Annotated in this window: 13 protein-coding genes; all 13 read right to left on the reverse strand. The window is 67.1% G+C overall.

Translation table 11 applies throughout. The annotated features are described in order from the left end of the window. Nucleotides 1-97: 97 nt before the first annotated feature. Nucleotides 98-1,345 (reverse strand): acyl-CoA dehydrogenase family protein, encoded by a 1,248-nt coding sequence (locus ACFWFP_RS21115; protein ID WP_379297496.1) that lies wholly within the window; start codon nucleotides 1,343-1,345, stop codon nucleotides 98-100. Continuing rightward, a complete protein-coding gene (locus ACFWFP_RS21120) occupies nucleotides 1,342-2,475 on the reverse strand; it encodes an acyl-CoA dehydrogenase family protein (RefSeq protein ID WP_379297498.1) in 1,134 nt (377 codons plus the stop codon). The genes ACFWFP_RS21115 and ACFWFP_RS21120 overlap by 4 nt, the downstream gene beginning before the upstream one ends. Beyond that, a complete protein-coding gene (locus ACFWFP_RS21125; protein WP_132369824.1) occupies nucleotides 2,475-2,777 on the reverse strand; it encodes a DUF4286 family protein in 303 nt (100 codons plus the stop codon). Before ACFWFP_RS21125 ends, ACFWFP_RS21120 begins: the two co-directional genes overlap by 1 nt. A 27-nt stretch (nucleotides 2,778-2,804) precedes the next feature. Beyond that, nucleotides 2,805-4,061 carry an amidohydrolase family protein gene (locus ACFWFP_RS21130; RefSeq protein WP_379297500.1) on the reverse strand — a complete coding sequence of 419 codons (1,257 nt, stop codon included), beginning with the start codon at nucleotides 4,059-4,061 and terminating at the stop codon, nucleotides 2,805-2,807. A 30-nt stretch (nucleotides 4,062-4,091) separates the two neighbouring features. Then, nucleotides 4,092-5,519, reverse strand: a complete 1,428-nt coding sequence (locus tag ACFWFP_RS21135; protein WP_379297502.1) for a FadD3 family acyl-CoA ligase — start codon at nucleotides 5,517-5,519, stop codon at nucleotides 4,092-4,094. Next, complete coding sequence (locus tag ACFWFP_RS21140; RefSeq protein ID WP_067444964.1) at nucleotides 5,516-6,709, reverse strand: amidohydrolase family protein; 1,194 nt, start codon at nucleotides 6,707-6,709, stop codon at nucleotides 5,516-5,518. The genes ACFWFP_RS21135 and ACFWFP_RS21140 overlap by 4 nt, the downstream gene beginning before the upstream one ends. A gap of 65 nt (nucleotides 6,710-6,774) precedes the next feature. Further along, on the reverse strand, nucleotides 6,775-8,232 hold the full coding sequence (locus tag ACFWFP_RS21145; protein WP_379297504.1) for an aldehyde dehydrogenase family protein: 1,458 nt from the start codon (nucleotides 8,230-8,232) through the stop codon (nucleotides 6,775-6,777). A gap of 136 nt (nucleotides 8,233-8,368) precedes the next feature. Continuing rightward, the gene (locus tag ACFWFP_RS21150) at nucleotides 8,369-9,370 is read right to left on the reverse strand and encodes a LacI family DNA-binding transcriptional regulator (protein WP_379297506.1); all 1,002 of its coding nucleotides are present in this window, start codon (nucleotides 9,368-9,370) and stop codon (nucleotides 8,369-8,371) included. Nucleotides 9,371-9,388: 18 nt separating this feature from the next. Beyond that, nucleotides 9,389-10,660, reverse strand: a complete 1,272-nt coding sequence (locus ACFWFP_RS21155) for an MlaD family protein (RefSeq protein ID WP_379297508.1) — start codon at nucleotides 10,658-10,660, stop codon at nucleotides 9,389-9,391. Then, a complete protein-coding gene (locus ACFWFP_RS21160; protein WP_379297510.1) occupies nucleotides 10,657-11,757 on the reverse strand; it encodes an MCE family protein in 1,101 nt (366 codons plus the stop codon). Before ACFWFP_RS21160 ends, ACFWFP_RS21155 begins: the two co-directional genes overlap by 4 nt. Continuing rightward, the gene (locus tag ACFWFP_RS21165; RefSeq protein WP_379297512.1) at nucleotides 11,754-12,857 is read right to left on the reverse strand and encodes an MCE family protein; all 1,104 of its coding nucleotides are present in this window, start codon (nucleotides 12,855-12,857) and stop codon (nucleotides 11,754-11,756) included. The genes ACFWFP_RS21160 and ACFWFP_RS21165 overlap by 4 nt, the downstream gene beginning before the upstream one ends. Beyond that, nucleotides 12,854-13,909 carry an MCE family protein gene (locus ACFWFP_RS21170; RefSeq protein WP_379297514.1) on the reverse strand — a complete coding sequence of 352 codons (1,056 nt, stop codon included), beginning with the start codon at nucleotides 13,907-13,909 and terminating at the stop codon, nucleotides 12,854-12,856. Before ACFWFP_RS21170 ends, ACFWFP_RS21165 begins: the two co-directional genes overlap by 4 nt. A 5-nt stretch (nucleotides 13,910-13,914) precedes the next feature. Next, on the reverse strand, nucleotides 13,915-14,946 hold the full coding sequence (locus ACFWFP_RS21175; RefSeq protein WP_379297516.1) for an MlaD family protein: 1,032 nt from the start codon (nucleotides 14,944-14,946) through the stop codon (nucleotides 13,915-13,917). Nucleotide 14,947: the final 1 nt, after the last annotated feature.

Raw genomic sequence — 14,947 nt, forward strand, 5'->3', positions numbered from 1 at the left:
CCATCCGCTCCGAGCCATCGCGACAGCGAGCGGCCCGCCTCGGGTAGGTGCCACCGAGGCGGGCCGCTCGTCTTCCGTTGTGTGCGCGCCGATTCGATCAGCGGCCGCGTTCGACCTGATCGAACGGCAATCCTCGATCGGCGGCGGCTTCCCGGGGCATCCCGAGGACCCGCTCGCTGATCTGGTTGAGGGCCATCTCGGTGCTGCCGCCCGCCAGACTCCACGCCTGGCGCATCAGGTAATCCTGTCCGGCCTGTCCGGTCGCGGCATCGTCGGCGTCGCAACCCGTCGCGGCGGCGGCCCCGGCGATCCGCACGGCCATATCCGCTTGCAGCCACGAATTCCGGGCGCTGAACAACCGGACCATCGATCCGGCCGCGGGCACGAACTCACCCGCCGCGATACCGCGGGTGATGTGGCCGATCAGCTGATCGTGCACCATGTTCAGCGCCCGCGCCTCACCGAGATCCTCCCTGACCCGCGGGTCATCCAATTGCCCGGTCCGCCTGGCCGATTCGATGAGACCGGAGATATCACGCCCACTGTGGGTCTGGATGCCGCTGGAGTAGGGCGACGCGCCCCCGACGGCGCTGCGCTCATGGAACAGCTGCCGGTTCGTGGTTTCCCAGCCGCCGTCGACCTCGCCGAGCACTGCCTCCGCGGGCAGCACGACATCGTCGAAGAATTCCTGGCAGAACTCCCGGGACCCGTCGACCTGGGTGATGCGCTGAACGGTGACACCGGGCGCGCGCACCGGAACCAGGAACATGGTCAGCCCGGCGTGTTTGGGCACCGACCAATCGGTGCGGGCCAGGCACAGCCCGTAGTCGGCGGCGTACGCGCCCGAGCTCCAGATCTTGGCGCCGTTGAGGACCCAGGAATCGCCCCGGCGCTCGGCGCGGGTGGTGAGCCCGGCCAGGTCCGAGCCACCGCGTGGTTCGGACAGGAACTGCACGAGCAGTTCCTCGCCGCGCAGCACCGCCGAGAGGTGAGTGCGCTTCTGTTCCTCGGTGCCCATGTCCAGAATCGTCGGCGCGCAGACGGTCAGGGTCGGGATGTTGAGCGCCAGCGGCATCTCGTAGGCGCGCGACTCCTCGCTGAACACCCGCTGGTGCTCGGGTGTCAGGCCGAGACCGCCGTACTCCTTCGGAAAGCAGATGCCGGCGAAGCCGCCGTCGTAGAGGATGCGTTGCAGCTGCTTGGCGCGCTGCCAGGATTCCTCGGACTTGCTGGTTTCCCCGTGCTGGTTCGGCGGTGCGGGCGTGAGGGTGTCCGACAACCAACGTCGGGCGCGGACGCGGAATTCGTCGACGGGCTCGAGCTCGGCGGTGCTCGGTTCGGTCATGCGACCTTCCTGTCCAGGAGATCGGTGAGGCGACGGCGATGTTCCTCCGGCGTCCCGTACAGCGCGCGCCCGAGGGTGACCCGCCGCAGATACAGATGCATATCGTGTTCCCACGTCACCCCGATGCCGCCGTGGATCTGCACGCAGTCCTGGAGCAGGCCGGGCACGACAGCCCCGATATAGGACTTCGCGACGCTGACTGCCTCGGCAGTCCTGGTCGGGTCGCCCTGGAACGCGTTGGCCGCGGCCCAGGCGGTGGCACGGCAGGCCTCGAGCGAGGTCTTGTGTTCTGCCGCACGATGTTTGAGCGCCTGATAGGACGCCAGCTGTCGGCCGAAGGTGTAGCGGTCGAACATCCACCGCACGGTGAGTTCGAAGGCGTGCTCGGCCGCGCCGGTCGACTCCGCGGCGGTGAGCGCCGCGGCGACCTGCGCCTGGGTCTCCAGCGCGGCGGCGGTCTCGCCCGGATAGCGCTGAACGACGGCGTCCTCGCCGACCACGACGTCGACCAACGAGATTTTCGCGGTGCGGCGAACGAGGTCGAGAGTCCAGGTCGGGGTGACGGTGACACCCGGCGCGTCGGCGGCGATCAGCACCTGGACCGGCCCGTGGGGACCGCGCGCGGAAAGCAGCAGCACGTCCGCTTGATCGCCGCACTCCACCCGATCCTTGACACCGGAGATCCGGAATCCGGCCCCCTCTGGCACCGCGACGGTATCCACCGCCGCGGGCCCCAACCCGTGTCCCGGCTCGTAATGGGCCCAGGCGGCGATGGTTTCACCACTGAGCACCGCGGCGAGCAGGTCCGCGAAGCGGTTCTGCTCCCTGACCAGCGAGGTCAGCACGGCACTGGTGGTGATGAGCGGGCCGGGCGCGCAGGCCCGCCCGAACTCCATCGCGACCAGCGCGAGGTCGGCCATCGGCACCGCCGAGACCGATCCGCCGCCGAGCCGCTCCGGGACCAGCGGTGCGGTCCAGCCGAGTTCGGCGCCCTGTCGCCACCACTCGCGGTCGAACCCGACGCCGGACGCGGCGAGGCCGCGCACGACGTCGAGCGGAACGGACTTGGCGAGGAATTCGCGCGTGGTCGAGCGGAACAGCCGCTGGTCGTCGGAGAGCTCGAAGTCCATCAGAGTGATTCCCAGACAGTCACTTTCATGGCTGCCGGGTCGATGGCCGGGCTGAGCGTGAAACGCCCGTCGGCGGAGCGAACCTTGATCTCCTTCAGTACCGCACCGGCATCGCCGTCGATGAGGTAGTCGGCCTGATAGGTGAATTCCGGGGCCTGCCCGCCGACCGGTTGGGCGCGGAATCGGGTGCACGACTCGACGCCGGGGATCGCCAGCATGTCGGGAATGTGCACCTCGGTGTACCAGGTGTTGTATTCCTCGTCCATGCCCGCGCGGGGACTGGAGAAGACGATCAAATGCATGGCAATGTCCTTCGGTTGTTCGGGTGATCAGCTGATGTGCTGGGCGGTGTAGCGCTCGGCCCATTCCGCGCGCGGCCGGATGGTCAGGTCGACATCGCGTGCCTTGTCCCGCAGTGCCGCGACCGTCGCGTCCTCGCGGGAAATATGAGTGAAGGGATCCCAGTTGAGGAATCGGCAGGCGTTGCGCCAGGTGATCTGATGGATGTCGCTGTCGTCGGCGCCGGCGCTGGTGAGTTCCTCCAGCACGAATTCCGGGGCATCGGGGAACAGCGAGTCCGAGTGCGGGTAGTCGCATTCCCACGCGATGATGTCGATCCCGATCTCGTGCCGCATCTTGAGCGAGTTGCGGTCGGTGACATAGCAGGCCATGACGTGCTCGCGGAACACGTCGCTCGGCATCCGGCCGCCGAAGTCGCGGCGCAGCCACTTCTGATTGGTGTAATGGCGGTCGGAGCGGTCGAGGTAGAACGGAATCCACCCGATCCCACCCTCGGACAGGGCCACCTTGAGCCCGGGATAGGTGCGCAGCGCCGGTCCCCACAGCAGGTCCTGGATGGCGATCTGCGACACCGTCGGCGCGAGGCACATCAGATTGTCGATCGGCGCGTTCGGCGCCAGCCGCAGCGCCCCGAAACCCTGCCCGATGTGCAGATTCATCACGAGTCCGGTATCGGCGAGCGCCGCCCACACCGGACCCCAGTACTCGCCGTCATGGTAGGAGGGCAGCCCGTCGATATGCGGCAGTTCCGGCATCGTGACGCCACGGAACCCCTTGGCGGCGACCCGGTTGATCTCGGCGACGGCCAACACGGGATCCCATAGCGGCAGAATCGCGTTCGGAATGAACCGGCCGGGGTAGGCGGCGCACCACTCGTCGATGTGCCAGTTGTTGTAGGCCGAGATCACCGCGATGGTGATCTCGTCCTTGAACTGGCTCAAATGCCCGGCGCTGAATCCGGCGAAGGTCGGAAAACACATCGAGGACAGGATGCCGTTGGCGTTCATGTCCGCCACCCGGCTGTGGATGTCGTAGACCCCCGGACGCATCTCGGCGTAGCGGGCCGGATTCTTGTCCCACTCTTCCTTCGGCCACCCCACCACCGCGTTCAAACCGGTGACGCCCACCGGTTTGCCCCGATACACCCACTGATCGACACCCTGGTCGTTGGTGATCAGTTTCGGGATGTACTCGGCGTGCTTGCTGGGCGTGTGCCGGGCGAACATATCGGCCGGCTCGACCACATGGTCATCGATGCTGACCAGGATCATGTCAGAGAAGTTCATGGAGGATTCCTCGAAGTCAGGCGAATTCGGTTAACGCAGTTGGTCTTTCATGACCTTGCCGGTGGCGTTGAGTGGCAGCTCGTCGAGGAACCGCACGGATCGGGGCGCCTTGAAGCCGGCCATCCGATCGCGGGCCCACGACACCAGTTCCGCCTCTGACACCGGGCCTTTCGCGACGACGAAGGCGCGGCCGACCTGCCCGAGCCGCTCGTCGGGTACACCGACGACAGCGACCTGGGCCACGGCGGGGTGCTCGAGCAGGAAGGCCTCGACCTCGGCGGGATAGGCATTGAAGCCGCCGACGATGAACATGTCCTTCTTGCGCCCGTCGATCCGCAAGCGGCCGTCCAGGTCCAGGCTGCCGAGATCGCCGGTGTGCAGCCATCCGTCGGCATCGATGGTCGCCGTCGTCGCGTCCGGATCGTCGAAGTAGCCCTGCATGACGGAGTATCCGCGGACCAGCACTTCGCCGTCCTCGGCGATGCGCACTTCCACGCCGTCACACGCGGTTCCGACCGTGGTCGCGACCTGCTCGAAGGTATCGCCGGGCCGGGACGCCGTCGCGGTTCCGGCTTCGGTGAGCCCGTAGCCGGTCATGATCGACTGGAACGGCAGCTCGGTCTTGATCCGCCGGATCAATTCGACCGGGATGTCGGCCGCCCCGGTGACCGCGGCCCGCAAAGACGACAGATCGTGGGTGCCGGGCGCGTCGAGCAGGGCGTGATACAGGGTGGGCGGGCCGGGCAGCATCGTCACCCGTTCGCGTTCGACGAGTTCGAGGACCTGCTCGATGTCGAAGACCGGTACCGGCAGGATGGTGGCGCCGCGGATCAGCGAGCTGATCAGCCCCGCCTTGTAGCCGAACGTGTGGAAGAACGGGTTGACGATCAGATACCGATCGCCTTCGCGCAGGTCGGCCAGCTCGCACCACTCCGCGTACAGCCGCAGGGTCTGGCGGTGATTCATCATCACGCCCTTGGGGCGACCGGTGGTGCCCGAGGTGTAGATGATGTCGGCGATGTCGGTGCCGTTGAGCGCCCGTTCGAACGGCTCACCGCTGGAAAGGAAATCCGATTTCAGGTCGATCACCGGTACGCCCTGCGGGCCCGCGTAGTCGGTCCCGAGGAAGCCCTGCTGCACCAACAGCAGCTTGGCGCCGCTGCGCCGCACGACGTCGGCGGCTTCCTCGGCCTTGAATCGGGTGTTGATCGGGACCAGGACCCCGCCCGCGGTGACCAGACCGAACGCGGCGATGATCCACTCGGCCGAGTTGGGGGCCCAGATCGCCGCCCGATCGCCCCGCTCGATGCCCGCCGCCGCGAAAGCGCCCGCGGCCTTGCGCACCCGGTGGGCGAGATCGATGAAGCTCAACCGCTGTGGTCCGTCGACGATCGCTTCGGCAGTGCCGAAGCGATCGGCGGCGCTCAGAACCATCTGCGGGATGGTCTGCCAGGTCATACCTTCAGCAGCCTCGCGAGATTGCCGCCCATGATCTTGGCCTGATGCTCCAGGCTCAGATCCTTGATCTCATGGATGTAGCGTGCCGGTTCGGCCAGGCCCTCCGGGTGCGGATAGTCGGAACCGAACAGGACGTTGTCCACCCCGAGCAGGTCGGCGATCCCGCCGAGGTCCTCCTCCCAGAACGGGCTGACGAAGATGCTGCGCTTGACCGCCTCGACCGGATCCTGATGGCCGAAGCCCTCCGGCGCCTTCTTGGCGACGTCGGCGAGATTCTCCAGCAGCGGCGCCAGCCACGACGCGCCGTTCTCGATGACCGCCACCTTGAGCTCGGGGAAGCGGAACAGCGCGCCGTGGCACACCCAGGAGGCCACCGCGTCCTGGATCGGACGCCATTCGGTGGTCATCCGGAAGGTGTTGGTCTGGAACGGCAGCATCTCCAGGCTGGAGCCCTCCCACTCGGCGTTGTGCCGCGAATAGCCGCTGTCGGAGGAGTGCATGGTGACGAGGATGTCGTGCTCGACCACCCGCTTCCAGAACGGGTCGAACTCCGGCAGCGCGAACGAGCGCAGCCCGCGCAGACCGGGGACCGGAGCAGGGCGCACCAGAATCGCCTTGGCGCCGTGCTCGACGCACCAGTCGAGTTCCTCGATCGCTTTCTCGACGATCGGCAAGCTCACCACCGGCACGGTGAAGATGCGGTCCTTGTAGACGAAATTTCCGTCTTCGCCCCAGGTTTCGAGCAACCACCGGTTCAGTGAGTGGATCACCGCGTGGATCAGGTCGGGATGGTGGCGCATCCGCTCCTCGACCAGGCTGGCCAGCGTGGGGAACATCAGCGAGCGGTTGAGCTGCAGCTCGTTCATGAGCTCCAGGCGCGCGCCCGGCTCGCGGAACGCCGGGATCGACTTCATCGACTTGCCGAAGATTTCCCGTCGGCTCTTTCCCTCCGGGTTGCCGTTCTTGAAGTAGTCCTCCATGGCGCCGGGACGGGCGACGACCTCGAAGGTGGGGTTGGGAATGTATTCGCTGATCTGACCGAGGACCGCGATCTTGGTGCGCCCGTTGATCTCGACGTATTTGATGGTCCCCTCGTACTCGGCAGGGAGGAACTTGGTCAGCGCCTCCTTGGTTTCGTAGAGGTGATTGTCCGCGTCGAACAACTGATACGGCAGATCCAGCTGCGTCATGAGAGCCTCCTTGTTGGTTAGTGAGAATCATATTCTCACAAGATGCGCATGGCAATATTCAGTCGCTACATTTGCGTCCAGACGGCCTTGGTCTGCAGGTAGGCCTCCAGGCCCGCCTTGCCGGACTCGTAGCCCCAGCCCGACTGCTTGTATCCACCGAAGGGCATGGAGTGGTCGAAGACCATCTGGCAGTTCAGCGAGATGGTTCCGGCCTGCAGTTGTTTGGCCAGTCGGTGGCCACGGCCGATGTCCTTGGTCCAGACGGTGGCGGCCAGACCGTAGGAGCTGTCGTTGGCCATCGCGACGACCTCCTCTTCGGTGTCGAAAGGCAGGACCGTGACGATCGGGCCGAAGATCTCCTCGCGGTAGAGGCGGCTGGTGGCGGGGTCGACATTGGTGGCCACGGTGGGGTGCACGAAGTACCCGGTTCGATCGAGACGCTGACCGCCGGCCACGAACTCGATGCCCTCGGATTTGCCCTGATCGACATAACCCAGCACCCGAGTGAGCTGCTTGGCGCTGATCAGCGGGCCGGCCATGGTGCCCTCTTCCCTTGGCCCACCCATCTTCATGTTGTCGGCCAGGTTCGCGATGCCCGCCACGACCTTGTCGTAGGAGCCGCGTTGCACGAAGACGCGCGAACCGCACACACACGCCTGGCCCGAATGCACGAAGGCGCCGAAGCCGGCCATCATGATCGCCATATCGAGATCGGCGTCGTCGAAGATCAGCACCGGTGATTTGCCGCCGAGTTCGAGGGTGATCTTGTTGAGGTTGCTCGCCGCCGAGGCTTGCACGATCGCCCTGCCGACCTCGGTGGAGCCGGTGAAGGCGACCTTGTCCACGTCAGGGTGTGCGGTGATCGCCGCGCCGGTGGTGTGTCCGTAGCCGTTGACCAGATTGACCACGCCCTCCGGTACGCCGGCCTGGGCCAGGAGCCGGTCGAGTACCAGCGCCGAAAGCGGAGTCTCCTCAGCGGGTTTCACCACGCTGCTGCACCCGGCCGCGAGAGAGGGGGCGACCTTGGCGCAGTAGTTGAAGACCGGCCCGTTCCACGGGAAGATCAGCCCCACGACATCGTAGGGCTCCTTGAGGGTGTAGCCGTGCTGCCGCGATTCCACGCCGGTGAGCCCGCCGGCGTTCACGTCGTGGGCGATGCCGTCGATCTTCGTGCACCAACCGGCGTAGTAGCGGAACCATTCCGAGCCGATGCCAACGGTGAGCGCGGCCTGGTTCTGTGGGATTCCGGCGTTGGCCGATTCGAGGTCGGCCAGCAGCTCGGTGTTCTCGTCGATCAGATCCGCGACGCGCCAGAGGATCTTGGCTTTCTCGCTGCCCGCCAGGTTCTTCCAGAGGCCGGATTTCGACGCCGCTTTCGCCCGTGCGACGGCTTCGTCGACGGCTTCGGAGCCGCCGTCGGTGAATTCGGTGAGCTGTTCCTCGGTGACGGGATCGACGACGGGGATCGCGTCTCCGGTGCCCGGTCGGTTGCGGATCTCGTCCAGCACAGTCTGCACGGTCATGGCGTAACTCCTCGCATGTCAGCGGTGACTCGAGCGCAACGGATTCGGTACGCGGAATCCACCGTCGTCGCTAGGTTAAGCGCATAACCATCGAGGTGTCCAGACCCCGAAGGGGCTCTGGTGAGGAAGCGGGAAGCTAGGTGGAAGCCCGCACGATGAGGCGGGCGACATCGGTCGGCTGTGGCGCGGGGGGTGCCGGATATCCCAGTTCGGTGAGGACAGCGGCGATCGCGGCATCGGCGACCGCGGCGGGGTTGTACTCCACCGTTGTGAGCGGCGGATCACACAGCGCCCCCATGGGATTGGCGTCGATGCCGATCACCGCGAGGTCCTGCGGGCAGCGCAGTCCGGCCTCCCGGAGACCGTGCAGAACCAAGCCCGCGATCTCGTCGCTCTGCGCGCAGACGGCGGTCACCCCGGCGTGTACCCAACCGGTGACCACCTCGGCCGCGTTGCTCGCGGTGACCTCGTGCACGGTGATCGGCGGCAGGTTGTGCGCTTGCGCGGCGTCGACGAGCCCCTGGAGCCAATAGTCGCCGAGGGCACGCCATTTGGCGACGTCGGTGCGTCCGAACGCGATCTTGCGATGCCCACGCGAGACCAGGTGCCCGACGCGCATCGCCCCCACGGTGAGCAAGGGATCGCCGAGCGCGGGCAGCAGCCCGATCTCGATCAGCGGCACCTTCGCGGCCTGCACCTTGCCGCGTGCGTCACTGCTCAACGGGAACAGGCTCACCACCGCGATCGGATCGAGATTGTCGATCGCATCGATGATGCGCTCGTGGTCCTCGGTCTCGAAGATCTGCACCTGGAGCAAACCGTGCTGCGCGAGTGCGGTGGCCATCAAGCTGCCCGCCTGAATCGGCATGTCGCCCACCGCGACCCGCGGCAGGACCGAGAGCACCACCCCGCTCTCGCCACGCGCGAGGTTGCGGGCGGCGACATTGGGGCGATAGCCGAGCTGTCCGGCGGCGCGGTAGACCGCCTCCCTGGTACGTGCGGAGATTCGTTTGCCCGCGGAGTTGTTCAGGACGTAGCTGACGGTCGCGGTCGACACGTTCGCCAGCCGGGCGACGTCGGCGTGGGTGGGCCGCGCACTTTTGCCGACACTCGTCGCGTCGGGATCGGGAGCGGCCATGCACTCATGATGGCACCGTCACCGGGGACCCGGTGTGTAGGGGCCGCCGTACGGCGTGGGAATGGTCAGCGGTCCCACCGGGGCCTGCTCGGCGGTCTGTAAGGGATCGACGGGCGGCGGCGGGCGAACGGGGTCGTCGGCCGGTCGCGGCGCGTTGCGGGCGCCGCGCGGCATGAGCGTGGGATCGGGGTCGGTGCAGTCCGCGTGGAGATAGGGCGGCGCGTAATCGGGGACCGAGCCGCCCCGCCGCGGCACGTTGTAGTCGCAGGCGTAGCGGGGGTAGATGCTGGCCAGTGCCCAGACACCGCCGTCGTGGAACGCCGAGGCCACCGCATCGAGGGCGGATCCAGCGCGCTGGCGGGGGAAGAAGAACTCCTCCAGCGCGGGAATCCGGGAGTAGGCGACCTGCGAGACGGTGACGAGATTGCCCAGCAACTGCACCATCGTCGGTGAGTTCTGCGCGAGGATGGTGTCGAGTTCGGTCAGCAGCGGCGGCGTCTGCGTCAGCAGTTGTTCGTAGCCGTCGGTCATCGACGCCATGCCGCCGAGCACGGCCGCGAGGTTCGCGGAGGTGGACCGCAGGGTGCTGCGACCGTCGTGTAGGGCCGCGACCACGACTCGGCTGTTGCGCAACAGGTTCACGGTGTTGGGCAGCACCGTGTCGAGCGTGGAGATGAGGAACGTGCCACCGTCGATGATGTCGGCCAGTTTGTCGGGCCCGGCCGGACCGACACCCAACTCCCGCGAAATGGTCGCGAGCCGGTCGGGATCGATCTGGGCGAGGGTGCCGCTGAGGCTTTGCAGCATGTCCGACATCGGCACGGGGGTGGAGGTGCGGTCGGCGGTGACCAGCGCCCCGTCGGTCAGATACGGGCCGTCGTTGCTCGCGGGCAGGAAGTCGAGATACTGCTCGCCGGCCGCGGAGAGCGCCGCGGCCCGCACCTGCCCCGACACCGAGATCCGCACGTCCTCGTCGATGGCGGCGACAGCGATCACCTTCTTGTTCACCACCTGCACCGAGTCCACCCGTCCGACCCGCACACCACGCACGGTCACTTCCTGTCCGGGCAGCAGTCCGCCGGACTGGGTGAGTTCGACGCGAACTCGATACGGGTGATCGAGCGGATCGACGCCGAAGGTGGACAGAAGCAGGTGCGAACAGGCGCCGGTGAGGATGGCGAGCAGTCCGAGCAGCGAGACCACGGATCGATGCCGGTGTGCGGCCCGGACGACCCCGACGAGCGCGCGGGCCGGTGTTTCCATCCGGCTCGGCCGGGGTGTCGTGGTCATCGCGGTGCTCCTGCCAGCCGGACGCCCAGCCGATCGATCATGTGCTGGAGCGAGCCGACGAAGGCGGTCCAGTCGGTGATATCAGGAGCTCGGCCGCCGACACCGCCCGGATTCGCCGGGTCGGGAATCGCGAGCTGGGCGACGTCGACCGCGACGTGCCCATTGGGACCACTGATCATCTTGAGCACGATCTTGATCATCTCGTTCACCGAGTCGAGGTCGGCCTCCGGATTGAGGGCCGCGGCATTGAGCCCGGCGGCCAATCGGTTGATGTTGGCGGCCATACTCGTGTTGTTGGTGCCCGCGACACTGGGGAACCGCGCGAGCTGGGTGGCGATCGTATGGACGCGATCGACCAAGGTGACCAGGGAATCGGTGTTCTCGGCGAGGGTCTCGACGGCTGGTCCGGCCGCGGCCACGGTGTCGGCGAGGGTGGACTGCTGGGCCGCCACCGTCGCGCTGAGATCGGCCGCGCCGTGCAGGACGCCGTTGATCTGGTCGGTGCGATCGGCGAGGCCGCGCAGCAGTGCTCGGGTCTCGTCGAGCAGCGCGGCGAGCCGGTCACCGCGGCCACCGACGTGGTCGCTGAGCGCGGCGACGACGGTGGTGAGGTACTGGATGGTGCCGCCGTTGACCAGAAGTGATGCGCGAGTGAGCATTTCCTCGATCGTCGAGGCCGCCGAAGTCGACTCGAGGGTGATCGCGGCACCGTCGTCGAGTACCGCGCCGCCGGGCTCGACGACCGGCGGCGGCTTCATCGCCACGAAGACGTCGCCCATCGGGGTGGCCGACCGCAGTTGCGCCGAGGTGCCGACGGGCAACCGGACCGACGAGGTGATGCGCAGGGTCACCAGGGCGGTGTAGTCGCGGGCCGACATGGACTCGACCTGACCGATATCGGCGCCGTTGAGCGTCACCTTCGCCTTCATGGGCAGATTGAGCGCGTTGGAGAAGGTCGCGGTGAGGGTGTAGGTGTCGCCGCCGAGCCCCGGTGCGGGCAGCGGCAACTGGTCCAGCCCCGTGGCACATCCGCTGGCGGACAAGGCGAGCGCGGCGGCGACCACGAGCCGGGGCGCTATCGGGGTGCGAGATGTCATCGGCCGCTCTTTCCCGCGATGCCCGCCAGGATGGCGGTGATACCGAAATCCGGTCCCATATCGCGCATGGTTCCGGTCGCGCAGCCATGGTTCTGTAGTTGCAGCAGATTGCAGACCTCCTTGACCATCTGACCGTCGAGCAGCAGCCGGTTGACGTCCACGCCGGCGCGCAGCGCACGGACATTCGGGTCGACGGAGTTGTAGGCGTTGTCGACGACCATCGGGAACACGTCGAGGAACTGGGCGAGGTTGTAGTCGTAGGCGGCCAGGGAACCGGTCACCGTGTTCGCGTTGGTGGCCAGACCGGAAATAGTGCCCTGATGGCGGCGGAGCAGCTCGGTGACCTGGCTGATGATCCGGTTCAGCGCGGCGCCGGTCTCGCCGGCACCCAGCTGTTGTTCGGCCAGGAAATCGGTGAGTTGTGCCACGGCGCCGCCGAATTCGCGCAGCGTCGCGTCATTGCGCGCGGCGGCCGCGGTCAGCTCGTCGAGGTTGGTCACGACGGTGGTGATCGCGTCGCGGGTGGCGGCCCCGTTGTCCTGGCCCTGCCGCAACGCCCGGGAGAGCTCGCCGAGGGCTGCCCGCATCTCGTCGCCGTTGCCCGTGGTCGCGGCGGACCCCAGATCGATCAGGTCGGCGACCGGTCCCGCGCCCTTGCCGTCACCGCCCAGCGAGGCCGACAACTTCTGCGCCATCGACAGCAGAGCGTCGAACTCGACCGGCGACTTCGTGCGGGCGGTGCCGAGCACCGCACCCGCGGGCAGGGTCGGTCCGCCGCGGTAGACCGGGGTGAGTTCCACGTGACGGTCGGTGAGCAGCGAATCCGAGATTGTGACTGCCTGCACGTCGGCCGGTAGCTGGATCGCGCTGTCGACTCTCATCTCGACGACGACCTCGGTGCCGCGGGCCTCGATCCGGACGATTCGCCCGACCTTCATGCCGAGCACCGAGACCGGGTTGCCCTCGTAAAGTCCGTTGGCATTGGCGAATTCGGCGGTGATGGTGGTGGTGTCCGCCTGGGAACCGACCGAGCAGCTGGTCAGACAGGCGGCGGTTACCGTGATCGCGGCCAGTTTCAGGGTGGACAGCAGGGCTTTCATCGACAGTCCTGGTGATAGGGGGCGCGGCCGGACTCGACGGCGACGGCACTCAGAGCGCACATCCACGAGTCGATGAAGGCGCCGTCGGGGGCGTTGGCGTTGAGTTCGGCACCGGTGCCGGTGGCGTTGGCGAACATGCGCCAGGGGACCGGAAGGATCTGCAGGATGTTGCGCAGCAGGTCGTCGTGGCCCGCCATCATCGCGGTCATGTCGCGCAGGTCGGTCAGCAATTGTTCGATCTCGGCCTGGTCATCGACCACGATCGGTTCCAGCCGCGCGACCAGCGTGGTGATCGCGTCCAGTAGTCGGCGTAGCGCGTCCTGGCGGGCGATGATCTGGCGCAGCACCGTGCCGCCCTGACCCACCACCGAGGCGAGTTCGGCTTGCTGGGAGCGGATCACGGTGCTGACCTGGTCGGTACTGGTGAGCAGCGTGCCGATTTGGTCGCGTCGGGTCGCGATGGTGGTCGACAGCGACCGGATATCGCGCAGGATGCCCGGCACCAGCGACGGCATGCCGTCGAGTCCGCGCGACAGCGATGTCATCGACTCGGCGATCTGGTCGGCGTCGAGTTGGTCGAAGGTCGTGGTCGCGTCCTGCAGCGCGGTCTCGAGGTCGTAGGGAACCGTGGTCTGGGACAACGGAATTCGATTGTCGCGTAGCTCGCCGCTGCCCGACGAGCGCAGTTCGACATAGCGCGAACCGAGCAGCGTGGTGAGTTTGATCGCGGCCGCGGCATCGGCGCCGAGGGTGACCTCGTCGTCGACCGACAGGCTCACTTCGACGTGGTCGCCGGCGAGCCGGGTGCCGGTCACCGTGCCGACGGGAATACCCGCCCAGGTCACCGGGTCACCGGCGGCGATTCCCGCGGCTTGCGCGAAATCGGCCCGCACAGTGCGGGTGCCCAGGTTCAGCGAATTGACCACGACCAGCACGAGCAGCGCCAGCACCACCGAGAGCACGGCGATGAGGCCGGTGCGCAACGACTTGTCGGCGGCGATCGTGCTGGCGCCTCGGCGCGCCGAGACGCGGGCGAGCAGTGGTGTCTTCATGGGTCCTACCTACAGATCGCGGAGTGCTGGGGCCGACCGGTCGGGGAGGCGCCGCCCAGGATCTGCGCGATCACCGGATCGATGCCGGGGATGATGCTGAAACTGATATCGCACACATAGGCGTTGACGAAAGCGCCCGCGTCGGTGGCCCGGATCATCGCCTGGAACAGCAACGGAATATTGAAGCCGAGGAAGGCGAAACGTTCCTTCCCGTCAACGAAGTGCCGCGCGAAGCCGGGTTCGCGGTTCATGAACTCCGTCAGCGACGGACTCGCGCCGTCGACCACCGCGGCGGCGTCGGCGACGACGGTGGAGATCCGCGCGGTCTGGTCCAGCAGCGTGTCACGGCGGGATTCGAGGGCGTCGAAGATCTTGCGGGTCTGGGTGAACGTCGTCTGCAGCCCGGCGCTCTGCACGGCCAGCGTGGTCATGACCGCCGACAGGTTGTCGATCAGGGTGCCCAGGATCTGGTCCGGCCCGGCGAAGGACTGCACCAGGGTCGCGGTCTCGGTGATCAGGGCGGCGACCGCGCCGTCGTCGCCCTGGAGGGCGCGGATCAGCGCGGAGGTCAGATTGTCGACGTCGCCAGGGTCGAGGGCGCTGAACAACGGCTGGAATCCGTTGAGCAGCCCCGACAGATCGAAGCTCGGTTCGGTGCGCTCCAGTGGGATCCGCGCACCGGCCGCCAGCGCCGTCGGATCGCCGGATTCGGCTCTGCTCAACCCGAGATAGCGCTGTCCGATCAGATTCTGATAGGTGACCGAGGCGATGGTGTTGCCGTAGACGGGCTGATCTCGTTGAATCCGGAAGCCGACCTCGGCATCGGGACCATGGATGCGGATGGAGTCCACCCGGCCGACCTGTACTCCGGCGACCCGGACATCGTCGCCGACGCGCAGTCCTGAGACATCGCTGAACACCGCGGAATAGGCGTGCGTGTCACCGATGACATCACGTTGCAGGGTCACTCGGACCATCCAGATCAGCAGGGCGGCGACGAGCAGGAAAGCGGTCAGTCCGGCGAGGTCGCGTGTCATT

The organism is Nocardia sp. NPDC060249 (assembly GCF_042728755.1).
In the GTDB taxonomy this organism is placed as follows: Bacteria; Actinomycetota; Actinomycetes; order Mycobacteriales; family Mycobacteriaceae; genus Nocardia.